The 21,991-nt window shown below is 52.8% G+C and carries 19 protein-coding genes; 7 read left to right on the forward strand and 12 right to left on the reverse strand.

The annotated features are described in order from the left end of the window. Positions 1-77 precede the first annotated feature (77 nt). The 4 genes from IE117_RS04620 (at position 78) to panC (ending at position 5,078) form a co-directional block, all read left to right on the forward strand. Positions 78-1,016 (forward strand): M20/M25/M40 family metallo-hydrolase, encoded by a 939-nt coding sequence (locus IE117_RS04620; protein ID WP_189563146.1) that lies wholly within the window; start codon positions 78-80, stop codon positions 1,014-1,016. Positions 1,017-1,037: 21 nt separating this feature from the next. Continuing rightward, positions 1,038-1,247 (forward strand): hypothetical protein, encoded by a 210-nt coding sequence (locus tag IE117_RS04625; protein WP_189563147.1) that lies wholly within the window; start codon positions 1,038-1,040, stop codon positions 1,245-1,247. A 133-nt stretch (positions 1,248-1,380) separates the two neighbouring features. Continuing rightward, positions 1,381-4,047: an SBBP repeat-containing protein gene (locus IE117_RS04630; RefSeq protein ID WP_189563148.1), complete on the forward strand. Its 2,667-nt coding sequence runs from the start codon at positions 1,381-1,383 to the stop codon at positions 4,045-4,047. 188 nt (positions 4,048-4,235) lie between these two features. Beyond that, on the forward strand, positions 4,236-5,078 hold the full coding sequence (panC, locus tag IE117_RS04635; RefSeq protein ID WP_189563149.1) for a pantoate--beta-alanine ligase: 843 nt from the start codon (positions 4,236-4,238) through the stop codon (positions 5,076-5,078). Positions 5,079-5,147: 69 nt separating this feature from the next. Here panC and IE117_RS04640 read toward each other — a convergent pair whose 3' ends face one another. The 9 genes from IE117_RS04640 to IE117_RS04680 form a co-directional block, all read right to left on the reverse strand. Continuing rightward, positions 5,148-5,363 (reverse strand): VF530 family protein, encoded by a 216-nt coding sequence (locus tag IE117_RS04640; protein WP_189563150.1) that lies wholly within the window; start codon positions 5,361-5,363, stop codon positions 5,148-5,150. A gap of 110 nt (positions 5,364-5,473) precedes the next feature. Continuing rightward, positions 5,474-6,061 carry a LutC/YkgG family protein gene (locus tag IE117_RS04645; RefSeq protein ID WP_189563151.1) on the reverse strand — a complete coding sequence of 196 codons (588 nt, stop codon included), beginning with the start codon at positions 6,059-6,061 and terminating at the stop codon, positions 5,474-5,476. Beyond that, positions 6,051-7,415 carry a lactate utilization protein B gene (locus IE117_RS04650; RefSeq protein ID WP_189564237.1) on the reverse strand — a complete coding sequence of 455 codons (1,365 nt, stop codon included), beginning with the start codon at positions 7,413-7,415 and terminating at the stop codon, positions 6,051-6,053. The genes IE117_RS04645 and IE117_RS04650 overlap by 11 nt, the downstream gene beginning before the upstream one ends. Positions 7,416-7,444: 29 nt before the next feature. Then, complete coding sequence (locus IE117_RS04655; protein ID WP_189563152.1) at positions 7,445-8,284, reverse strand: maleylpyruvate isomerase N-terminal domain-containing protein; 840 nt, start codon at positions 8,282-8,284, stop codon at positions 7,445-7,447. Between the two features lie 23 nt (positions 8,285-8,307). Continuing rightward, positions 8,308-9,048, reverse strand: a complete 741-nt coding sequence (locus IE117_RS04660) for a (Fe-S)-binding protein (RefSeq protein WP_189563153.1) — start codon at positions 9,046-9,048, stop codon at positions 8,308-8,310. Positions 9,049-9,126: 78 nt separating this feature from the next. After that, positions 9,127-10,410 (reverse strand): sugar isomerase, encoded by a 1,284-nt coding sequence (locus IE117_RS04665; RefSeq protein WP_189563154.1) that lies wholly within the window; start codon positions 10,408-10,410, stop codon positions 9,127-9,129. Positions 10,411-10,428: 18 nt separating this feature from the next. Further along, positions 10,429-12,531 (reverse strand): bifunctional aldolase/short-chain dehydrogenase, encoded by a 2,103-nt coding sequence (locus tag IE117_RS04670; protein WP_189563155.1) that lies wholly within the window; start codon positions 12,529-12,531, stop codon positions 10,429-10,431. A 131-nt stretch (positions 12,532-12,662) separates the two neighbouring features. Then, the gene (locus tag IE117_RS04675) at positions 12,663-12,929 is read right to left on the reverse strand and encodes a type II toxin-antitoxin system RelE family toxin (RefSeq protein ID WP_189563156.1); all 267 of its coding nucleotides are present in this window, start codon (positions 12,927-12,929) and stop codon (positions 12,663-12,665) included. Then, positions 12,926-13,123, reverse strand: coding sequence for a hypothetical protein (locus IE117_RS04680; RefSeq protein WP_189563157.1), 198 nt, complete (start codon positions 13,121-13,123; stop codon positions 12,926-12,928). Before IE117_RS04680 ends, IE117_RS04675 begins: the two co-directional genes overlap by 4 nt. Positions 13,124-13,263: 140 nt before the next feature. Between IE117_RS04680 and IE117_RS04685 the strand changes: the two genes are divergently transcribed. Further along, the gene (locus IE117_RS04685) at positions 13,264-13,674 is read left to right on the forward strand and encodes a hypothetical protein (RefSeq protein ID WP_189563158.1); all 411 of its coding nucleotides are present in this window, start codon (positions 13,264-13,266) and stop codon (positions 13,672-13,674) included. Positions 13,675-13,686: 12 nt separating this feature from the next. Here the strand turns inward: IE117_RS04685 and IE117_RS04690 are convergent, their stop codons facing one another. The 3 genes from IE117_RS04690 to IE117_RS04700 all read right to left on the reverse strand — a co-directional run bounded on the left by IE117_RS04690 (position 13,687) and on the right by IE117_RS04700 (position 17,289). Further along, positions 13,687-14,721 carry a GntR family transcriptional regulator gene (locus tag IE117_RS04690; protein ID WP_189563159.1) on the reverse strand — a complete coding sequence of 345 codons (1,035 nt, stop codon included), beginning with the start codon at positions 14,719-14,721 and terminating at the stop codon, positions 13,687-13,689. 33 nt (positions 14,722-14,754) lie between these two features. After that, the gene (gene kduI / locus IE117_RS04695) at positions 14,755-15,603 is read right to left on the reverse strand and encodes a 5-dehydro-4-deoxy-D-glucuronate isomerase (protein WP_189563160.1); all 849 of its coding nucleotides are present in this window, start codon (positions 15,601-15,603) and stop codon (positions 14,755-14,757) included. A gap of 228 nt (positions 15,604-15,831) precedes the next feature. Beyond that, positions 15,832-17,289, reverse strand: coding sequence for an amidohydrolase (locus tag IE117_RS04700; RefSeq protein WP_189563161.1), 1,458 nt, complete (start codon positions 17,287-17,289; stop codon positions 15,832-15,834). A 190-nt stretch (positions 17,290-17,479) separates the two neighbouring features. Here IE117_RS04700 and IE117_RS04705 point away from each other — a divergent pair, with 190 nt between their 5' ends. Together IE117_RS04705 and IE117_RS04710 are read left to right on the forward strand one after the other, a co-directional pair. Next, positions 17,480-18,097: an ABC transporter ATP-binding protein gene (locus IE117_RS04705; protein ID WP_189563162.1), complete on the forward strand. Its 618-nt coding sequence runs from the start codon at positions 17,480-17,482 to the stop codon at positions 18,095-18,097. A gap of 112 nt (positions 18,098-18,209) precedes the next feature. Next, positions 18,210-21,914, forward strand: coding sequence for a DUF7948 domain-containing protein (locus IE117_RS04710; protein ID WP_189563163.1), 3,705 nt, complete (start codon positions 18,210-18,212; stop codon positions 21,912-21,914). Positions 21,915-21,991: the final 77 nt, after the last annotated feature.

Consider the following 21,991-nt stretch of genomic DNA (forward strand, 5'->3'; position numbering starts at 1 on the left):
TGAAGGACTTTTAGCCCAATATAGATAGAATCTCCTTAGTTTGCCCCTGATTTAATTACCTCCAAATACCTTTTGCCATGAAGTTTTTATTGCCGCTCTTACTTTCTTTCCTGACATTCAACGCCTTTTCTCAGACCAACTACCCCGCCCCCGGGAATCTCAAACGGCACATCGACTACCTGGCGGCCGACCAAATGAAAGGGCGCGGCACGGGCAGTCGGCAGAATAGCAAAGCGGCGAAATACGTAGCCCGCCAATTCAAAAACTACCAGCTCGAACCCAAGGGGACTAAGGGGTACTTTCAAGCTTTTACGTCTCGCGTGCGGCGGGTAGTTGTGGCGGACAGCCTGCGTGAAACCTGCAACGTATTGGGTTTCCTGGACAATGGCGCGGAATATACCATCGTCATCGGGGCGCATTTCGACCACCTGGGAATGGGGCGTCAGGGTAGTTCGAAAGCTGAAAATCCCGAAGGGCAGATCCACAACGGGGCCGATGATAACGCCTCGGGCGTGGCCGGACTATTGGAATTGACCCGCTATTTCACGGAAAATGGCACCAAGGAACCGTACAATTTCCTGTTCATTGCCTTCGGGGCCGAAGAACTGGGCCTGCAGGGATCGAGGTACTTTGTTAATAACCCTACCGTGCCGCTCGATCGCATTGATTTTATGACCAATATGGATATGATTGGCCGCTACAACCCCGACCGGGGCGTGGGCATCGGCGGCTACGGTACCAGCGCGTCCTGGCCGGGCATTTTCGAGGGCGTCACCAGCGAAGTCAAGTTTTTCACCGATCGTGCGGGAAGCGGTGGCTCGGATCACGGCTCATTTTATGCCAAAGAGATTCCCGTGCTGTTTTTCCATACGGGTGGTCACGATGATTATCACAAACCCACCGACGATGCCGATAAAGTGGATGCGGAGGCCGAGGCGGCAATTCTCAAAATAGAAATCGACTTGATCGAGAACGCGATGAAACTACCTAAGCTGGAATTTCAGGAAGTGAAATAAAAGATCCTTTTTTCATGTTTGGTGGGAATTACGAACCACCCGTATAACTACGCCATCATTGCCCAGGGCGATGCCAATCGCGCGGGCAGCTCTTTGACGGGCCATGCCACGGCGGAGGTACTTTCTCCCACGGCCGGGCAAACTACCTGCCGGGTTACACCTGATCCGCGGCGTGGATGCGCTGAGCCGGCAGGGCAAAAAACGCCGACCGCCTCATTGCTATTTCATTGAATAGTTCTAGGTTATATAATAAAAAGAATGTTTTCTAAAAAAACTACTATCTTGAGCCATTCATCCTTCATTTGGTTTTCGATGCTGGCGCTCCGACACGCAATTTCCGGAAACCCCAAATTCCCTCTCAACCATGACTCAACCTGTACTTTTATCAAACACTAACATCTGTTACCGCAAGGGCCGGACGCTAGTGCTGCTCATCCTCCTGACGTGTGCATTCGTTCCGGCTGACGCGCAGCAGTATGTCTGGGCCACCCGCATGGGCGGCAGTACCAGCGACGACATCGGTAACTCAGTGGCCGTCGATGCTTCGGGCAACACATATACTACGGGATTTTTTCAGGGAACGGCTGACTTTGGCCCCTTCGAGCTGACCGCTGCCGGGAGCTCCACCAGCGACGCTTTCGTCACCAAACAAAATACGGCGGGGGAGTTTCAATGGGCCTTGAGAATAGGTGCGGCGGATAAGCCTGCCGAAGGATTCTCCATTGCGGTCGATGCTGCGGGCAATTCTTACGTCATAGGCCGTTTCGACGGGTCGATAACTTTGGGAACGACTACCCTGTCGGATGCGACTGGCGAAGCGTTCGTGGCCAAGCTGAATACGTCCGGTGAGTTCCAGTGGGCCAAGGCCTTCGATGTCGGATTCCGCGAGGTCAGGAGCGGGATTGCCGTCAACAGTTCGGGTGTATACCTTACGGGCTATTTCAGCGGCACGGCCAGCTTGGGTAGTACTTCCCTGATTGCGGCAGGTTCGGAAGATATTTTTGTCAGCAAGCTGGATCCTTCTGATGGTAGTCCAATCTGGGCGGTGAGATGGGGCGGTACTGGCAGGGATCAGGGCCGTTCCATCGTGCTGGATGGCGCGAATGCCTACGTCACGGGCTACTTTCAGGGGACGGATGCCGATTTTGGCTCTGCTACATTCGTTTCGAATGGTTTGGCTGACATCTTCGTAGCCAAGCTCAATACCGCAACGGGTAGTTTGACCTGGGTTAAGCAAATAGGGGGCTCCCGAGACGACGTTGGGCACTCGGTGGCGGTGGACGGCTCGGGAAATGTGTACACAACAGGCTATTTTTCAGAGGAAGTTGACTTTGATCCCGGCTCCGGTGAGTTCGAACTCTCGTCTCCCGGAATTGAAAAAAAAGACATTTTTATCAGCAAGTTGAACAGTTCCGGCAATTTTGTCTGGGCCAGACAGCTGGGGGGTAGTTTGGATGACGAAGGCAACTCGCTGGCCCTGGATGCCTCGAACAATGTCTTCGTGACAGGTTCTTTCAGAAGTACGGCGGATTTCGATCCCGGCGCAGGTGCTGAAGAAATGACCTCGGCGGGGAGCAAGGACATCTTCATCGCCAAACTGACCAGCGCGGGCGCGTTAGCCTGGGCCAGACGGGTCGGAGCCGGCGGCGACGATGTTGGAAACTCGATCGTGGTAACTAGTTTGGGTATTCACACCACGGGTGCTTTTAGAGGTACAGTGGACTTCGACCCCAACGCCGGAACAGCGGAACTTACGGCGGGCAGCGGCGAAGGTTCTTCGGGTTCTGGCGGAAGACCAGGTGATGATATTTTCGTACTCAAACTGCTGGAATGCGTCAACCCTACCGCTTACGCCGTCAGCGGAGGCGGGCCTTCTTGCGCGGGTAGCACGGGCGTTGCCATCGGGCTGGCCGGATCGCAAACGGGCGTAAACTACCAGCTTCAAAAAGATAATGCTGACCAGGGCGATCCCGTGCCGGGAACGGGCCAGGGTCTGAGTTTCGGCAATCAGACGGAAGCAGGTACTTACACTGTGGTAGCCACCAATGCGTCCACCAGTTGCGCGGTTGACATGACGGGCAGTGCGTCGGTAACGGTAAACTCATTGCCTGCGGCGGTAGTCAGCGGCGGCGGCACGGTCTGCGCGGGCGAAACTCCGCCTGATGTCAGCATCGCCCTGACGGGCGCGGCCCCGTTCACCTTCACTTATTCCGATGGCACGGGTTCAAACACGATTACAAGTACTTCTGATAATCCCTACGTACTATCCCCGGCCCCGGCAGGCACCTACACCGTGACCGCGCTGACCGACGCCAACGGCTGCGCGGGTACTTCGTTGGCTGGCTCGGTCACGGTAACAGTCAACCCGCTGCCCATCGTCACGCCCGGTCCCGACCAGTCGGTTATATTGGGATTTGGCAGCAACTGCACCGACATTTCGGCCATGGCCACCGGGGCGGCACCGCTTAGCTACTCGTGGGACAACGGTGCAGGAACCGGTGCCACGGTGAACGTCTGCCCCGAAACCACCACGACCTTTGAGGTGACTGTAACCGACGGCAATAGCTGCACCTCGCTCCCCGCGCAGGTGACGGTGAGCGTCCAGGACCTGCGCTGCGGTAACCGCCAGCAGAACGTGACGATCTGCTACTACGGCGTGACGCAGTGCGTGTCGGAGAAAATCGCCAAGCGGTACCTGAAACTTGGCGCGACCATTGGCGGCTGCGGGAGCAGCGCTGGCCGGATCGGCGTGGAGGAAAGCAGCGAACTACCCCTGCAGCTAAGTCTGAAAGCCTATCCCAATCCGGTTCTTGATGCCGTGACGGTAGAGGTACTTAGCCGCATGGCGGGAAGCGCCACTTTCGAGGTGCTGGACGTCACGGGCCGGTCGTGGCAGACGCGCACAGAGCCGCTGGTAGAAGGCCTGAACGAATTAAACTTCCGTATGGGTAGTTTGCCGACGGGGATCTACCTGATAAAAGCTGTGGATGAGATGAACCAGCAATCGACGGTGAGGGTGAGCAAGGAATGAAGGAGGAAATCGCATAGAGTTCTTTGATAAAAGGCGTGCGCCGGGACGAATCCCTCCGGCGCGCGCTTTTTATTGCCACATCCGTCAACTGGCCGTATATTGCCATTTTTCGCACCAATAATTTGGCTTTTCCATAGCACCAGGCCGGTATCGGCCGACATGGTTCACTCTTTTACTTCCCTCAGACAATGTTCCTAGTTACCGACCCATATACGTTGAAGGAACACCTTCGAAAACTTCTGGGAACCGATAATTCCCTCGGCCTTGTACCTACTATGGGGGCATTGCACGACGGACACCTTGAATTGGTGAAACGGTCGGTACATGAGAATGCGCTGACGGTAGTCAGCATCTTTGTCAATCCCCTGCAATTCAATAATCCGGACGATCTTACAAAGTACCCTCGCACCCTCGACGAGGATTGTGCCATGCTGGAAGCGGTGGGCTGTGATATCGTTTTTGCTCCCTCAGCGGAGGAGATGTACGCCAACCCGCCCCGCCTGAAGCTGGACTTTGGCGATCTTGAGCGCGTGATGGAAGGAGCCTTCCGGCCCGGCCACTTCAATGGCGTGGGTATCGTGGTGGCCCGGCTGTTTAATATGGTACAGCCTGCCCGCGCCTATTTCGGCCAGAAAGACTGGCAGCAAGTGGCCGTGGTGCGGCGGCTGATTGAGGACTTAAGCTTCCCGATCGAACTCGTGGCCTGTCCTACCGTGCGCGAAGCCGATGGTCTGGCGATGTCGTCGCGCAACCGCCGCCTGAGCGATCACGAGCGGGAGATAGCCCCGCTCATTCACCGGACTTTGCAGGAGGCCAAGCACCAACTGCAATCCGGCATCTCAATCCAGAAAGTGAAGCAATTGGTGAGCGGGAAGTTTGCGCGGCAACCTGAGTTTGCGTTGGAATATTTCGAGATCGCTGACGCCACAACCCTTCAACCCTTGGATGCCCTGCCACCTGAAGGAAAAACCGCCCTTTGTGTAGCAGCGCAGCTAGGCGCGGTACGGTTGATCGATAATGTGGTTTTTTAGGAAATAGAAAGTGATAAAGTACCGGGCTGGCAACCAAACCAAACGTGCGTCAGCCTAAACACTTGCCCCTTAGTCATCCAGACTTTGCAGATATAAATCCTCCACTTTTTTGCGTGCCCAGGGTGTACGGCGCAGGAATGTCAGGCTCGATTTGATGCTGGGGTCATGCGTAAAACAGCGAATCGGCACCACCTCGCCCATTTCCTCCCAGCCGTAAATACCGACCAGATGATTCAAAATATCTTCCAGCTTTACGCCGTGCAGGGGGTTGTTGGGTTGGGTCATTTTTTAGTGGCAAAGTTCCTAAGTACCAAAGTGGCTAAGTTTTTTAAAAAATCGGTAAGTGATTGAAGTCCAACGACTACTTTTACTCAGGTACTCAGGTACTCAGGTACTCAGGTACTCCTTAAAAACACCGTCATACTCCGCGATCCGTGCGCGCCCAGTACCAGCGATTGCTCGATGTCGGCGGTTTTGGAGGGGCCGGCCAGGAAGAGGCCGAAACCGTATTCGGCGTCGGCGATGCGTTCGTAGGCGTGGTGCATGGTGGCGACCAGATTATTCTTGTCAAGAATGACGGCTAGGTTTTGGGTAATGAAAGGCGCGACGCGCTGGCCCAATTGCGGCTCGGTCAGCCAGAGTGCGGCGTTTTCGGCTACGCCCATCTTGGCTTCCAGAATATTGAGCTCGACGTTTTCCAGCGTGTGCGGATCTTGGGTTTGCCAATCGGTTTCGGCGACGGAGGTCAGTTCCGATACCGTGGAAATGACGCGCTGACCTTCGCTGAAATTGGCCTTTACATAGGCGATTACGTCTTCGGAATCTTTTATTTCAATGACCTGCCCACCGATGCCTTCGAGAATGGTCTTGAATTTGTCCACAACGTCGTAATTCACTACCGCAATGGCCGAAATATCGGGCAAAGGGGTAGGGGTGGGTTGATTTTTGGCAATTGCCTCAAGAATATATTTTCTACTGTCCATTTCTATTTTTTGAAAACCATTCCCGGAAACTTTCTTTGGGTGGCGCGGGCATTTCGCGCTGCTTGTACCAGGGATTGAGACCGTTGCTGACCGTAAAGGGCGCAAGCCCCATCATTTTGCGACCCATTTTTCCGGCGGTCTTGAATACTCCTGGATGCGATAGTGTGAAGGTCATGGCCCGCATGGCGACTTTCTTGCCAAACGGCACGTGGCCCTCCTTCACAAGTACCTGCCGCCATTTGTAAAGCTGGTCGTGAATGTCGATTTTGACCGGACAAACGTTGCTACACGACCCGCAAAGCGTGGAGGCAAAGGGCAGGTCGGCATTCTTACGCATGTCCAGGTTCGGAGCCAGAATCGAGCCGATTGGTCCCGCCACGGCCGAGTGGTAGCTGTGTCCGCCGCTGCGCCGATAAACCGGGCAGGTATTCATGCAAGCCCCGCAACGGATGCACTTCAACGAATTGCGAAAATCTTCCCGTCCCAACTGCTGCGAACGTCCGTTGTCCACGATGACGATGTGCATTTGCTGACCGGGACGCGGCTTCTTAAAATGACTGGAGTAGGTAGTTATGGGCTGTCCGGTGGCGGAGCGTGCCAGCAGCCGCAGGAAAACGCCCAAGTGCTTGCGCTCGGGGATGATTTTCTCAAAACCCATGCAAGCAATATGCACATCGGCCAGGTGGGCGCCCATGTCGGCGTTGCCCTCGTTGGTACATACCACAAACTCACCGGTTTCGGCCACGGCGAAGTTGACGCCCGTCAGCGCGGCCTTGCGGGATACGAATTTTTCGCGCAGGTGCTGCCGGGCGGCTTCGGTGAGGTACTGCGGATCTTTATTTCCCTTTTCGGTGCCGAGATGCTGGTGAAAGGTTTCTCCGACGTCTTCTTTTTTTAGGTGGATAGCAGGCAGAACAATGTGGCTGGGCTTCTCTTCCCGCAACTGCACAATGCGCTCACCGAGGTCGGTATCCACGACATCCACGCCGTTTTCAATCAGATATTCGTTCAAATGGCACTCTTCGGTGAGCATGGATTTGCTCTTGATGATCTCGGCGATGCTGTTCTCTTTCAGAATCCTGTGCACGATTTGATTATGCTCCAGCGCGTCCATCGCCCAATGTACCTTGATGCCATTGGCCGTCGCCTTTTCTTCAAAAGCGATCAGGTACTCGTGCATGTGCGACAGACCGTTGTGCTTGATTTGCGAAGCCGCTTCGCGTAGCGCCTCCCATTCGGGGATCTGGAAAGCCGCCAGATCGCGCTTTTTCCGCACGAACCACAGCGTTTCGTCGTGCCAGGTCGTGCGTTCTCCGTCTTTGATGAAATTTTCGGCTAGTTCGGCGTGGTTCATTTTTTCTTTCAATTCAGGAATGTTTTTGATCAGGCCATGACAGCTACCATATCAACTATTTTTTCAGCCAGTTGCTTATTTCCTTTGCTCACAATCTGCTTTCTTGCCTCGTCGGGTGTTATCGCTTTCGTAAAAATTCGCCAGCTTATTTCTTTGCTCATCGTGATTTCACTGGTCGGGCTACGGTCACTTGCTTGCTTTAATTTCCAGGTATCTCCATCCGAACACAAAAACCATTCGTAGTCTGTTTCACCCTTGACTATGAATTTGATGGCTGTTCCGGCTGGTTCCTTAGTATTCCGGTAGTGGAAAGGAAGCGCGCGCATGGAGGTTTCTAAGTAGGGTTGAAATAGTTCTCCACTATATAACTCATGCTCTTTGCCCAAAGCCGCCCGGATTTGCTGCTGGTGGTGCCATTTTTCAGTATATTCCCTGGCGATATGAAACCAGTTCAAAGATTCCTGCTCGCCCGCCCAGGCTACTGAAAAAGCAGCTTTACTCATGGGATTCAGCGTTTTTAAATAGGCGCTGTACTGCTTTCCGGTTTGCTCTAATAATTCAATAACAATCGTCGGACTGAGTCGCTTCATGGCCAGAACCCATTCCGCATTCAATTGATTTAGGTACTCGACCAACTCCCGGTAGGAATTGATTTCGGGAGCTGAACTACCAAAGTACCCGTCCCGCAGCATGGATAGTGTGCGCAGGTTTCCGTCCAGCAAATGAACTGCAATATCTTTGACACACCATGAATGAGCCAGCGTTGGTTTCTGCCAATCTTTATCGGATAAGGTTCGCAGTACTTCGATCAACTTGGAATCAAGTTGCGGAAAGAGATCGATTGTGGAGATGAAACCCTCTGTGTTCATAGCCTGTTTTCAGGCGTGGTTGCTTACGAAACTGGTTCGGCCACGCTGATCTCCGCTCCATTCAAAATCTCCGCCAGATGCATCACTTTTATCGGCAACTTTTCCCTACGAATTATCCCTTCCATATGCATTAAACACGACATGTCCCCAGCCGTAAGTACCTGCGTTCCGTTCTTCAAATGATCGGCGATCCGGTCTTGCCCCATCCTCACCGACAATGCTTCCTCAGCCACGCAGAAAGTACCCCCAAAGCCGCAGCATTCGTCCTTCCGATCCAGATTAACCAGTTCGAGACCTTCCACTTGATCGAGTAATCGCTCGACCTTTGAAAAGGGCGGTGCATTCAGCTCACTCATCTGGGCGAGTTTCAGGCCGCGTTGACCATGGCAGCTTTGGTGCAAGCCGACCTTGTAGGGAAATTTCACTTTCAAGTCGTCCACGATCAGTACATCGGTCAGGAATTCTATCAGTTCATAGCACTTTTTGGCGATGCCCGGCACACCCAGGTGTTCCTTGATGTGCAGCGTGCAACTACCCGACGGACAGACGATGTAGTCGAAGCCCGTGAAGTTTTCCACGAACAAATCGCTACATCCCTGAGTCAGGTGTTCAAATCCCGAGTTAGCCATCGGCTGCCCGCAGCAGGTCTGGTTTTTGGGAAAATGGACATCACAGCCATATTTTTCCAAAAGCTCCAAAGTGGCGATGGCCACCTGCGGATAAAACTGGTCGACGTAGCAGGGAATAAAGAGGGCAACTTTCATTTTTTTGTTGTTAGTGGGGGCGAACCTTTGTGTTCGCCCGATGGCTGGCGCGAGTTGGGCGAACACATGGGCTCGTCCCTACAAACCCGTTGCCACGGTTTTCAAACCTCTTTCTTTTATCAGATTTTCGCGGACCTTCATCTTGCGGTAAATTGCGATGGGATCGATGGCTCCTTCTCTTTTTAGCCGTGCTTCCCGAATCAACGGACGAACGTCGGTGCGGTAGGCATCCTGCAAGATCTCCTGACCCAATACCACATCGCTTTCTGCTTGCGCGGCTTGCAGGGCGGGCGTATCCACCAGCAAAGCCTGCGCGTAGGCGAGCTGAATGGCTTCCAGCGATTGGATGAGGTCTTCCAGCGGGTCTTTGATATTGTGGCTGGCGTCGATCATCCAGGCGAGAGGAGGGTTATTGGCATCATTGTGATTCATGCCGTATACCAACTCATTGAAAATCAAAAACAACTGATAGGGCTTGATGCTACCGACCGTTAGGTCATCGTCGCCGTACTTGCTGTCGTTGAAATGGAAGCCACCCAGTTTTCCCTTCATTATAAGGGTAGCTACAATTTGTTCGATGTTAGTGTTTGGCAAATGGTGGCCTAAATCCACCAGGCAGAATGCTTTTTCGCCACAACCTTCGGCCAGGAGCAGGGAAGTACCCCAATCCTGAATAACGGTCGAATAAAAACTCGGCTCGTAGGGCTTATACTCGATGAACATCCGCCAGTCGGAGGGTAGTTCGGCGTAGATTTCCTGTAAAGATTTCTGCGTGTTTTGCAGCGATTGCCGGAAATTATTCTGTCCCGGAAAGCTGGCACCATCCGCCAACCAAACGGTCAGCGATTTCGAATCCAGCATTTTACCGTAGCGAATTACCTCGACATTATGGGCCACGGCTTGCTCGCGCACGGCGGCCTGCCGATCGGCCAGCGAACCGTACTTATAGGTCTGAGCCTGTTCGTTCTGATCCTGGAAAGTATTGGAATTGACGGCATCGAACACTATTCCATGACTATCGGCGCGCTGCTTGATACCGGCTGCATCCGAGGGAATGTCCCACGGAATGTGCAGCGACACGGCTCCGGCGGTTTGGGTCAGAGCGTGAAGCAGACCGATATCGTCCAGTTTTTGTTCCAGATTGGTCGGTTCGCCACCGATGGAAAAACGTCCGAAGCGCGTTCCGCCCGAACCCAATGCCCAGCTCGGAATCGCGACCTGAAAGTCGGCTAGTTTGCTGACGATTTCATCGGCGTCGATGCCTTTTTTATCTAGTGCTAACTTCAAGAATCCAAAATGCTCCGCCTGTTCGGCGGAAGCATTTTGGTTCAGGTCATTTATTTGATCTTTTGTAATTATCATTTTGGTCTCTTTAAACTCTTACCGCACAAACGCGTTCGCCATGCCACCATCGACATTCAGGATATTTCCGGTACTCTTGTCCAACACACCTACGAAGGCAAAAACGCCGTTGGCAATGTCTTCAGGATAAATAATCTCGTTCATCAGATTACGCTTGGCGTAGTGGGCGGGTAGTTCTTCCACGGTGATCCCGTAGGCTTTGGCTCGGCCTTCGGCCCAGGCGCCTTCCCAGATTTTACTGCCCACGATCACGCCGTCGGGGTTGACGGTATTGACCTTGATTTTTTCAGGTCCCAGTTCGGCGGCCAGTAGGCGGGTCATGTGTTGCTGGGCGGCTTTGGCGGTGCCATAGGCTACGTTGTTTGGTCCGGCAACCAGTCCGTTTTTGGAAGCGATGCTGATGATGTCGCCGCCAAAGCCCTGCTTCCGCATGACCTTCACGCCCGACTGCGCCATGTGGAATTGGCCCTTAACCAACACATCCTGCAAAATATCCCAGTCCTTCTGAGTCGTTTCTTCCAGCGGTTTCGAGATGGCGAGTCCGGCGCAGTGCACCACAATATCTACCCCGCCAAATTCCAGGCAGGCTTTGTCGAAAGTCTTCTCTACGGCATTGGGATCAGTGACGTCGCCCGCCGCGTAGGTGGACACGTCGCGCTTGTAGGTCGCGTTGGCTTCCACAAGGCGGTCTTCGGCGATGTCGGTCAGTACCACGCAGGCACCCTCGGCGGCCAGCTTGTCGGCGATGGCTTTGCCGATGCCCCCGCCACCACCAGTGACGATGGCCACGCGGCGCGAGAGGGGCTGCTCCTTGGGCATCCGCTGCAATTTGGCCTCTTCGAGCAACCAGTACTCGATGTCGAACGCCTCCTGCCGTGGCAGAGCCGTGTATTCCGAAATGGCCTCGGCTCCGCGCATCACGTTGATCGCGTTGGTGTAGAATTCGGCCGCAACGCGGGCGGTCTGCTTATTTTTGGCAAAGGCGAACATGCCCACGCCGGGATAAAGAATGACGACCGGGTTGGGGTCGCGCACCGCCGGACTGTTGTCGCGCTTATGGGCCTGGTAATAGCCGTTGTACTGCAGGCGGTATTCTTCGAAGGCAGAGGTGATTTGCTCTTTCACTTTTTCGGTATCACTCAAATCCTCATCCGGTGCGAGTTCCAGCACCAGGGGCTGAATTTTGGTGCGCAGGAAGTGGTCGGGGCAGGAGGTACCAAGTGGTGCCAGGCGGTCCAGATCATGGCTGCCCACAAACTGCAGCACGCGCGAATCGTCGGTGAAATGGCCAATCATACGCTTTTCACTGGAACACAGCCCGCGCAGGACAGGGGCCAGCTTGGCAGCCTGCGCCTTACGGTCGGCTTCGGGCAGGGCAGCTACTTTCTCGCCGCCGAATATAGGACCTTTTTCGCCCAGGCGGTCCTCGATGTATTGCGAAGCCTGCTCAATGACTTCCAGACTATTGACGTAGCATTCGTGCGACGTGTCGCCCCAGGTAAACAGTCCGTGGCTACCCAGCACGATCCCCCGGATGCCGGGGTTTTCGGCCAGGCACTTTTCCAGTTGCAGGCCCAGGTCGAAGCCCGGACGCTGCCAGGGTACCCAGCCCATGGTGTCGCCCCAGATTTCTTTGGTAATGGCCTCGCTGTCTTTGGCGGCAGCGATGGCGATAAGCGCGTCGGGGTGCAGGTGGTCGATGTGCTTAAAGGGCAGCATCCCGTGCAGTGGCGTGTCGATGGACGGTGCCGTGCTGTCGAGGTCGTACAAAGTATGGTAGAAAAGCGCCACCATTTCGTCCTCGTGTTCGAGGCCGCGGTAGATATTCTTCAGCGCCCGCAGCTTTTCGGTATATAGTCCGGCGATGCCTTTACGGGTAAGTGTCCCGATGTCGCCACCTGAGCCTTTGATCCACATGACCTCAGCAGGAGCGCCCGTCAGGACGTCCTTCTCAATCGTTTTGACGCTGGTGTTGCCGCCGCCATAATTGGTGATGCGGAGGTCGGCGCCTAATATGTTGGAACGATACAGGAATAAAGCTACTTCATCGCCCGCAAGTTCGGCGGCTTTGGCCTCATCCCAGAGGTAGTTGACGTGCTTGAAAGTTGTGCTGGAAGTCATGAAATTGAGGTTATATTGTAAATAAGGGTTATTTTGCGGTGTATATTTTCAAATGCTATTACAAAAGTACTTCAAGCAGCATACCTAACCATCCTGCACTATACAAGGATGCCTGTTTCCTTTTTCCTCACCTAGGGAAATTGATCGTAAACGTTCTTCCTAGGCAAAAACCTGATGAATTCTACCATTTCCCCTTCGATGATGATGCCGATTCTGTATTCTCCCACTCTGATGCGGTAGCAGTTGTGAGAGCCCTTCAGCTTTTTTAAGTTTTTAATTCCTCGATTGTTCTCGGAAGACTGTACCTGTTCAATTACGTCGGCTACCTTCGCTAATAGCTTCTTGTCCTTTACCTTTTTTGTATCTTTTTCAAATGATTTATCAATTTTAACTTTCATTGGCGCAAGGACTTGATGAAGTCTTGAGTATCAATAAACTCGCCGGTCCTTCCGACCTTGATTGCGTACGCTAGTGAAAGATCTTCAGCATCTTGCTGGGATAATACTCTGGTTTTAATTCCCAACTTGTCTGCCAATTCAATCAGCAGGTTTAAGTTGGCATCAGACTCGCTCGATAAAATGGCAGTTTTCATGTTTTATTGGATTTTTGTTTTTAATTAAAAAACGAATTTACTCCTAAAACTCCAAGAAAACCATCTTGTAATACAGGAATAAGCATCCTGCTCGTTTCGTGGTTAGGCTGCTCAGTTGCAGCAACAATTTCTAATTAAAAATGAAAAAATTGGTAGTTCTTGGAATTATGGTATTTTTAACAATTTCTGCTTTTAGTCAAAAGAATGTAAAAGTTGTTGAATATTATAAAAGACACGAACAAATTAACCCATTCTTCATGAGATGGTATTGGCGTTTAAATCGACTACCAACGACTGTCTGGATTGAAACTTTGAGGTTGACTGACGACAAAAATTTTGTTCATTATACCTCGACTTCCAGTTTACCCGGTTGGAGGTATGGTACGTGGAAAAAAAAGGATAATATTTTGACACTTAGAGCAGATTCATCAAATGGTAACATTCTTGAATCTTACCCTCTTACCTATCAGTTTATTATTTTAAATAAACGTCTTTACCAACTCGACAAGCTGGAAAAAGAGGACTGGGTGATGAAAAAAAGCCATAGGTGAAAGCAAGTAACTTCACAGAGAAGCCCGTAATGTCAGATAGAACGGATTTTCCAGATGTTTCTTTGAGTTGCTTAAAATTAATTCTCCCGCCGTGCGCCCCATGGTCTGGAAATCGGTTGACATCGTGGTGATGCCGTTGAGAAGCAACCGCTTTAACGGGGTTTCGTTGTAAGAAATCACGCCTACATCCTGCCCGATGTTGAGCGATTGCGCAATGATTTTTTCAATCAGAATCACCAGGTCATCCTCCATGATATTGATATAGGCTTGTTCCGAAAGTATCGTTTCCCGGCTGATGTCGGCGATGACGCGATAATTGAAAGCGTAGTCGCGGCAGAAATTCACGAAGCCCTGCGTGATTTCGGGCGGCGCGTAGCTGTTTTCAGGAAAAATAAGGTTCAGCGTGTCGTATTTGGCCAGTGGCTCGCTGGCTTTTTCCAACGAAGTGTAAATGTCGCGCTCGAAGTTTTGGTACACGGCCCCGAATTTGCCGCTGAGCCGCGGGATTATTTTGTCCAGAATAATCAGCTGCTCCTTGGGTAGCGTATTGATAATTTCGTGGGCCATTTCTTCGCCCTCGATAAAATGGGGAATAATAACGAGGTGCGTGTACTCCTCTTTCCGCTGCTCGATGAGGCGCTTGAAGAGTGCAAAGTCATTATTATAAATATAAAAATCAATGGCCGCCTGTCCGCCCAGGGTCTCGACGAAAGAGTCGTAGATGATTTTTTTGTGGGTACTCAGCTTGTTGAAAAGCAGAAACACCTTCAGCGGCTGGCTGTGGTCGGTCTGCTTGATAAAGTACCCCTTGCCCGGCACCGAGCCCAACACGCCCAGACTTTTCAGATGATTGTAACCTTTCTCTGCCGTCACGCGGGAGATGTCGAATTCAAAGCTTATTTCGTTGATCGAGGGCATCATGTCGCCTTTCCCGATGGTGCCCGCCTGGATTCCCCGTACGATGGAATTGCTCAGTTGCAGGTACTTGGGCGTGGCCGAATATTCGTCAATGCTGATATTGTCTAAAATTTTCCGGGCAAGGGACATAGGAATAAAGTATAAGTTAAAAACCAGACCGCCTTAACGCAGGTCTGTGATCGCGCAAAAGTCCATATCGCCGTAGTCGAGGTTCTCTCCGGCCATCCCCCAGATGAAGGTGTAGTTGGAAGTACCAGAGCCGGCATGGATCGACCAGTTGGGCGAAATGACGGCCTGTTCATTCTGCAGCCAGATGTGGCGGGTTTCCTGCGGCTCGCCCATAAAATGACTGACCGCCTGTCCTTCGGGTACTTCAAAGTAGAAGTACACTTCCATCCGGCGGTCGTGCGTGTGGGCGGGCATTGTGTTCCATACACTTCCCGACTTCAGCTCAGTCATACCCATTTGCAGTTGATTAGTGGGCAGGATGCTGTTGACGATGAGCTTGTTGATAACCCGGTGGTTGGCCGTTTCGGGACTGCCCAGTTCCACTACCTCGGCTTCATTTCTGGCAATTTTGCGGGATGGATAGCTATGGCCCGCCGGTGTCGAATTAAGATAAAACTTGGCGGAATTCGATTCGTCGAGCGATTGAAACTGCACGTCCTTCGTTCCTTTTCCAAGGTACAAGGCTTCTTTATATTCCAGATCGTAAACAACGCCATCAGCCACGACTCGGCCCGGCCCGCCGACATTGATAATGCCTAATTCGCGGCGTTCGAGAAAATAGGCAGCTTTCAGCGCTTCGGGAGCTTCCAGCGAAAGGGGCTCACGGGCAGGCATGATTCCACCCGTGAGGTAACGGTCAAAAAACGAAAGCGTCCAGCGAAACTGATTGGCTACAAAGAGGTCCTGGATGAGAAAATTCTGACGCAACTCTTCGGTATTCATGCCTTTTGCTTCGTTTGGCGAACTGGCATAGCGGCTTTCAAATGCGATTTTGTCTCGCATGGAATTTTGGGATTGGGTTTACTGTAAATTAAAATGCTTCAAGGTTACCGTGCTTTCCTTCCGTACAAGGGCGGTTCAGGTCCAGCCCATCCAGGACGATTTACAACCGCTCACCCAAAAGACAACAAGAAAAAGGAGCGCGAAGCAGCAGTCTTTCATTTAACAATAATCAAGATATGTGAAGCTCTGCACCCTTTGACCTTTTAACCTTTCACCTCCTGCTCTTTCCTATTTCCGGTAATCCAGCGCCGGGGGACGTTCACCCAAAAGGGCTTCGTACTTAAATTTCTTACCCCTCTTTTCATCGAGTTCGGCCTGGGCTTCGGTGAGAGTTTTGGGGTTCTGGAACAAATCCAGGGCCGTAAGAGCGATGGTTTTTGCGGCCACCATCATGCCTTTGCGGCCAATGCTGGTACCGCCCGCCGCCACGGCCTGCCAGCTGTGTGCCGCCGTGCCGGGTACCCAGGTTGCGGTGCGTAATCCGACGGTCGGCACCGCCCAGCTCACGTCGCCCACATCGGTACTTCCCATGCCGGTGCGCTCATACTCGTAGGGTAGAATTTTGGCCGCATCGGCTGGGTCGGGTTCTTTGCCCTCGGGCAGGTTAAAGGTAGTTTGGATCTTTTGGGCGAAGTCCGTTTCAGACTTGTCGTAGTTCACGCCACCCACTTCTTTGAGATTCTTGTACATGACCTTCGCCAGCGATTCCAGTGGCAGCAGTTCGTACACGCCGCCGATGATTTCATGTTCGACGGTCGTCCCCGTTCCCATTGCCGCGCCTTCGGAGGCTTTCACGATCCGCTGCCACATATCCTGCACCACATCGCGCTGCGGGTGACGGACGTAGTAGTAGACTTCGGCAAAATCCGGCACAACATTGGGTGCCTTGCCACCCTGCGTGATCACGTAGTGAATCCGGGCGTCGGAGGGCACGTGTTCGCGCATCATGTTGACCATGTGGTCCATTGCCTCCACGCCGTCGAGGGCCGAGCGTCCCCGATCAGGCGCTCCTGCCGCGTGGGCAGCCACCCCTTTGAACCGAAACTTGGCCGAAATATTGGCCAGCGAAACTCCCGCGCTGGCACTGTTGGAATCCGCCGGGTGCCAGTGCAGCACAGCATCAACACCGTTGAAGAGTCCGGCCCTTACCATGTATACCTTGCCTGATCCGCCTTCCTCGGCGGGCGTCCCGAAAAACTTGATCGTACCTTTTTGCTTGGTCGCAACCAGCCAGTTTTTGACCGCAATGGCCGCCGCCGCCGAGCCTACGCCGAACAGGTGATGGCCACAAGCGTGGCCCGCCGCGCCATCGGTCATTACTTTCCGGCTCGGCCAGGCGTCCTGCGACAAGCCGGGCAGCGCATCGTACTCGCCCAGAATACCCAGCACGGGACCGCCTTCGCCAAAACTAGCCACAAAAGCGGTGGGTATTCCCGCAACGCCTTTCTGGATTTTGAAGCCTTCCTTTGAAAGCATATCCTGCAGCAAAGCCGAGCTTTTTTCTTCCTGATAGCCTACTTCGGCGTAGTTCCAGATGGTTTTGGCGGCTTCACCGTATATGGCTTCTTTTTGGTTGAGTTCTCTCAAAACCCGCTCGCGGGCTGTTTGGGACCATGCGCTGCCGCTGAGCAAAAGGGCCGTAACCAGCAACAATCCATTTCTCTTCTGCGTAATCATTCGTGTCATACAGTTAGGTTATAGCGTCCAAAATAAGGAATCTACGTAGATTTGTTTGATGGACAATGGGAAATGAAAAAGGAATTGTTTCCTCGGTTTATTGTAAATCAGGACATTAACCTCGCATAAGTGGGTTAAAATTATTTTAGGCCAATTCCCATTTCCAACCATTTATGAAAAGATCGTATCCTTTATTTCCGTGAAACTCAAAATCGAAAATGTCGGCAAGAAATTTATTTCGGAATGGATATTGCGGGGGGTAGACCTGGAACTGAACGTTGGCGAAAGCTATACTTTCGTGGGGCCCAATGGCAGCGGTAAATCCACGTTGATTCAATTACTGATGGGCAGCGTCCCGCCGTCGGAAGGTACCATCCTCTACCAGAAGAAGGGCAGTGAGCTGGACGTGGACGATTGGTACAAGGAGATCGTATTGGCCGCGCCTTACCTGGAATTGATCGAGGAATTCACCCTGCGGGAATTAGTGGAGTTTCATCAGAAGTTCAAGCCGCTTAAAAATAATTTCCGGGCGGCTGATTTTGAGGATTTCGTGCAACTGAGCCACGCGCGCAATAAAATTGTGCGACATTTTTCGTCGGGCATGAAGCAACGGGTGAAGCTGGGCCTGGCCTTTCTGTCGGATGTCCCGGTAGTTTTTCTGGACGAGCCGACTTCTAATCTGGATGCGATGGGGGTGAAATGGTACCTGGATAGTGTGGTGGATTTAACTGAAAACCAACTCGTGGTACTGGGTTCCAACCAGCCACATGAATATGAATTTTGTAAAAATATCGTATCCGTTTCGGCGTTCAAGTGAAGGGGAGACGTTGGACGCTAAATATTGGATTTTAGACTAGTTTAAGGCAGAGTTTGTTAATGATTTAATAGTCCAACGTCCAAAATCTAGTGTCCAAAATCAAAAAAAATACATGAACCAAACTTTACGCTTTTGTTTACTGGGAATAGTGTGGCTTTGTTTTGGTGGGGAAACGGTGGCGGATGGCTTACGGTTTATTCAAAATAAAGGCCAATGGGAGCGGGAGGTTCTGTTCCGCGCCGATATACCGGGGGGCTTTCTCTTCCTTAAAAAACAGTCGCTGGTCTATGTGTTGTACGACGGCCGCGAGGTTTCGGCCCGTCACGCCCGGCAACCGCTGGAAGAGGCCGATCGCGCCCGGACCGGAGCGGCACCCTCTACGGTTATCAAAGCTCACGGCGTGGAGGTGCAGTTCGAGGGCAGCAATCCCGCCACGTTTATTTCCGGGCTCAAACCGGACGGCAGCGAATTCAACTACTTTATCGGCAATGATCCCAGCCGCTGGGCCAGCGGGGCAACGGGTTTCGGGGAAATTTTTTACAAAAACATTTATCCCGGCGTTGACTTCCGGATTTACGCCTACGATTACACCATAAAGTACGAGTTCATCGTCCATCCCGGCGCGGATGCCTCCCAGATCAAGCTGAATTATAGCGGTGCGGACGAGCTATCGGTGAACAGCAACGGCCAACTTGAAGTCGGCACCAGTGTCGGACCTTTCAAAGAAGCCAGGCCCTATTCGTTTCAGGAAATAAACGGCCGCACGAAGGAAGTGAATGCCAACTACCTGCTGGAAGGGCAGAGAGTGAAATTCGCGCTACCCAATGAGTACGACCACGCCCACGATCTTACGATAGATCCCGAGCTTATTTTTTCCACCTATTCCGGTTCGGCTTCTGACAACTGGGGCCATACCGCCACCTACGATGCGCAGGGCAATCTGTTTTCGGGCGGGACGGTGTTCGGAGCTAATTTTCCGATCACGATCGGTGCTTCCCAGGTGCAGTTTGCCGGACAAGTGGATACGGGGATTATGAAATACAGCCTCGATGGTACTTTGCTGATGTACTCGACCTTTCTCGGTGGCAGCAGCACCGATATTCCCAATAGCCTGGTTGCCAATAAGAACGGGGAGCTTTTTATCTACGGAACTACTTCTTCGCCGAACTTTGCCACGACCAGTTCAGCCTTCCAGAAGACCTACGGCCGGGGCGCGGGTATCACGCCCATCGACGGACTGGAACTACCCAACGGCAGCGATATGTACATTGCCCGCCTTAGCGCCGACGGCAAGCGGTTGCTGGCTTCTACTTACCTCGGTGGCAGCGGCAATGATGCCCTGAGCAGCGTTCAGAACGTCCAGATCAGGAACTACGGCGACACGTTCCGGGGCGAGATCGTTTTGGATAAAGATGAAAACGTACTGGTCGCCTCTTCCACTAACTCCACGAACTTCCCTCTGAAAAATGCCCACCAAACTACCCTGAAAGGCCGGCAGGATGGTACTATTTCGCAGCTTTCGCCTGATTTGTCCACGCTGCAATGGAGTACCTACTTCGGGGGCGGAGGCTTCGACGCGGCATTCTCCCTTAAGCCTACACCTGACGGCGGCCTGTACATCACCGGGCTTACCCAAAGTGCCGATTTGCCTGCGAAAGAGGGGGCGTATCAGTCGACAATCAAGGGAGTGGAAGATGCCTACATCGCCTATTTCAAGAACCAGCAGTTTCAGCAGGTCACTTATTTGGGAACTGATGCCCCCGACGGCGCATACCTGCTCGATCTCGATCCCGCCGGCAATGTTTACGTGCTGGGGCTGACGCGGGGTGCGTATCCCATCTCTTCCGGGGTTTACAATAATGAAAACAGCGGGCAGTTCGTTCACGCACTGGATCCGAACTTGTCCAAATCGCTGTTTTCCACGGTGATTGGCTCCCGGAAAGGTTCGCCAGACATCTCGCCCACGGCTTTTCTGGTGAACGAATGTGGCAATATTTATATCGCTGGCTGGGGCGGGGCGGTAAATGTGACTACTGAATACAATCTCCAAAGTACCACGCGGGGCATGCCTGTCACACCGGATGCACTCCAACCCACGACGACAGGGGATAACTTCTACATCGCCATTCTGGAAGCAGAGGCTAAATCATTGCTTTACGCCACTTTTTTCGGGAGTGTAGCGGCTACTAATCCGCAGAATAACCGGGGCGACCACGTGGATGGTGGCACGAGCCGTTTTGATAAAAACGGGGTAATCTACCACGCCACCTGCGCCTGTGGCGGCACCCGGTTTCCAACTACCCCAAAAGCCTGGTCGAATACGAACCGCAGCAACAACTGCAATAATGCGGCCTTCAAAATCGACATCGATCGCCTGAAAGCAGCTTTCGACGTCTATGAAGGCACCAAGAAAGACGTAACGATCGGCTGCGCACCGCTCACGCTGGATTTTGTCAATACCAGCGAAGGCGGGGTGGATTACATTTGGGATGTAAGCGGCGGGGTGTTTTCACGCGAAAAAATCCAGACGAAATATACCTTCGATAAGCCCGGCGAGTATAACGTGACACTGCGCGCTTTCAATCGCCTGACCTGTAAAAAAGTGGATGTGGCGACGCGTAAAATCGTGGTCAGGAGCCTCGATATTGTGACCAAAGGCGATACTACGGTTTGCCAGAATGTACCCGTCCCGTTATCGGTATCGGGCGGCGCGGAATGGACCTGGACGCCCATTGCCGGCGTGGACAATCCCAAAAGTGCTACGCCCACAGTCAAGGTGAAAGAAACGACGGAATTCAATGTCGAGGTGAAAGATCCCGCCTCGGGCTGTGTGGTGAACCGGAAAGTAAAGGTCACCATCGACGATCGCAAGCCCGATTTCCTGGCGGGTACCGACGCCACGATTTGCCCCGGACAGTCGGCTCCGCTGACGGTCTCGGGCAGTGCTACGCGCTACCGCTGGACCGCCGACCCGACGTTGAGCGACAGCGTGGGAAACAAAGTTACCGCCACGCCCACCGTTACGACGACCTATACCGTGGAGGCAGAATACGGCGACGGCTGCAAGCCCAAAAAGACGGTGACGATAACCGTCGAGAACAACAAACCTGACTTCAACGTGACGCCCGCTCTGCTGGTGTGCGCAGGGGATAAGGCGGAACTCCGCGCTTCGGGCGCGGCGACTTCCTTTGCCTGGCGGGGTGACTCGACACTTAACCCTACAACGGGGCCGGCGGTGAGCGTTTCACCCGCCTACACGACGACTTACACCGTACAGGCACAGTATGCCGATGGCTGCAAGCCGGAAAAACAGGTGACCGTGACGGTGGACCGCGCTCACGAGCCTCTTTTTGACATCGTCCAGGCTGGAGAAGCCTGCAATGAACCCGTAAAGTACCAATTCCTGAACCGCACCCAAAACGCCGATCGCTACGAATGGAACGTCGGCGCGGGTCCCATGATGACTTCCACTGATGTGGAGGACCGCAGCTACGAGCAACCCGGCCAGTATGTAGTCACGCTGACAGCTTACAACAAAGCAGGCTGCGCTCTTACGGTATCCCGAACATTGAATGCCGCCCCACCGCTGGTGCTGCCGAATGTGATTACGCCCAATGGAGATGGTAAAAATGATACCTTCATGGTGCCCGTAAGCGGTAGTTCTTTACAGGTCTTCAATCGCTGGGGCAAAGAGGTTTTTCAGGCAGATGACTATCGCAACGATTGGGGCAAAGAGACGACCAACGGTACGTACTTCTACGAAATCGTCACGCCGGAAGGTAGCCGCTGTAAGGGGTGGGTGCAGGTGTTGGAGTGAGTTGTATGTGAGAGAGAGTCACTTCTGGTAGCTGATTGTCTTAGGCGTTGAGGTCATCGAATAGATTTCCATTTCTT

The sequence above is a fragment of the Persicitalea jodogahamensis genome (assembly GCF_014651615.1).
GTDB lineage: Bacteria > Bacteroidota > Bacteroidia > Cytophagales > Spirosomataceae > Persicitalea > Persicitalea jodogahamensis.

Bases quoted from the DNA above. Each gene is read 5' to 3' on its own strand.
- IE117_RS04620 (WP_189563146.1), top strand. From the start codon at position 78: ATGAAGTTTTTATTGCCGCTCTTACTTTCTTTCCTGACATTCAACGCC.
- IE117_RS04630 (WP_189563148.1), top strand. From the start codon at position 1,381: ATGACTCAACCTGTACTTTTATCAAACACTAACATCTGTTACCGCAAG.
- panC (WP_189563149.1), top strand. From the start codon at position 4,236: ATGTTCCTAGTTACCGACCCATATACGTTGAAGGAACACCTTCGAAAA.
- IE117_RS04640 (WP_189563150.1), bottom strand. From the start codon at position 5,363: ATGACCCAACCCAACAACCCCCTGCACGGCGTAAAGCTGGAAGATATT.
- IE117_RS04645 (WP_189563151.1), bottom strand. From the start codon at position 6,061: ATGGACAGTAGAAAATATATTCTTGAGGCAATTGCCAAAAATCAACCC.
- IE117_RS04650 (WP_189564237.1), bottom strand. From the start codon at position 7,415: ATGAACCACGCCGAACTAGCCGAAAATTTCATCAAAGACGGAGAACGC.
- IE117_RS04655 (WP_189563152.1), bottom strand. From the start codon at position 8,284: ATGAACACAGAGGGTTTCATCTCCACAATCGATCTCTTTCCGCAACTT.
- IE117_RS04660 (WP_189563153.1), bottom strand. From the start codon at position 9,048: ATGAAAGTTGCCCTCTTTATTCCCTGCTACGTCGACCAGTTTTATCCG.
- IE117_RS04665 (WP_189563154.1), bottom strand. From the start codon at position 10,410: ATGATAATTACAAAAGATCAAATAAATGACCTGAACCAAAATGCTTCC.
- IE117_RS04670 (WP_189563155.1), bottom strand. From the start codon at position 12,531: ATGACTTCCAGCACAACTTTCAAGCACGTCAACTACCTCTGGGATGAG.
- IE117_RS04675 (WP_189563156.1), bottom strand. From the start codon at position 12,929: ATGAAAGTTAAAATTGATAAATCATTTGAAAAAGATACAAAAAAGGTA.
- IE117_RS04680 (WP_189563157.1), bottom strand. From the start codon at position 13,123: ATGAAAACTGCCATTTTATCGAGCGAGTCTGATGCCAACTTAAACCTG.
- IE117_RS04685 (WP_189563158.1), top strand. From the start codon at position 13,264: ATGAAAAAATTGGTAGTTCTTGGAATTATGGTATTTTTAACAATTTCT.
- IE117_RS04690 (WP_189563159.1), bottom strand. From the start codon at position 14,721: ATGTCCCTTGCCCGGAAAATTTTAGACAATATCAGCATTGACGAATAT.
- kduI (WP_189563160.1), bottom strand. From the start codon at position 15,603: ATGCGAGACAAAATCGCATTTGAAAGCCGCTATGCCAGTTCGCCAAAC.
- IE117_RS04700 (WP_189563161.1), bottom strand. From the start codon at position 17,289: ATGACACGAATGATTACGCAGAAGAGAAATGGATTGTTGCTGGTTACG.
- IE117_RS04710 (WP_189563163.1), top strand. From the start codon at position 18,210: ATGAACCAAACTTTACGCTTTTGTTTACTGGGAATAGTGTGGCTTTGT.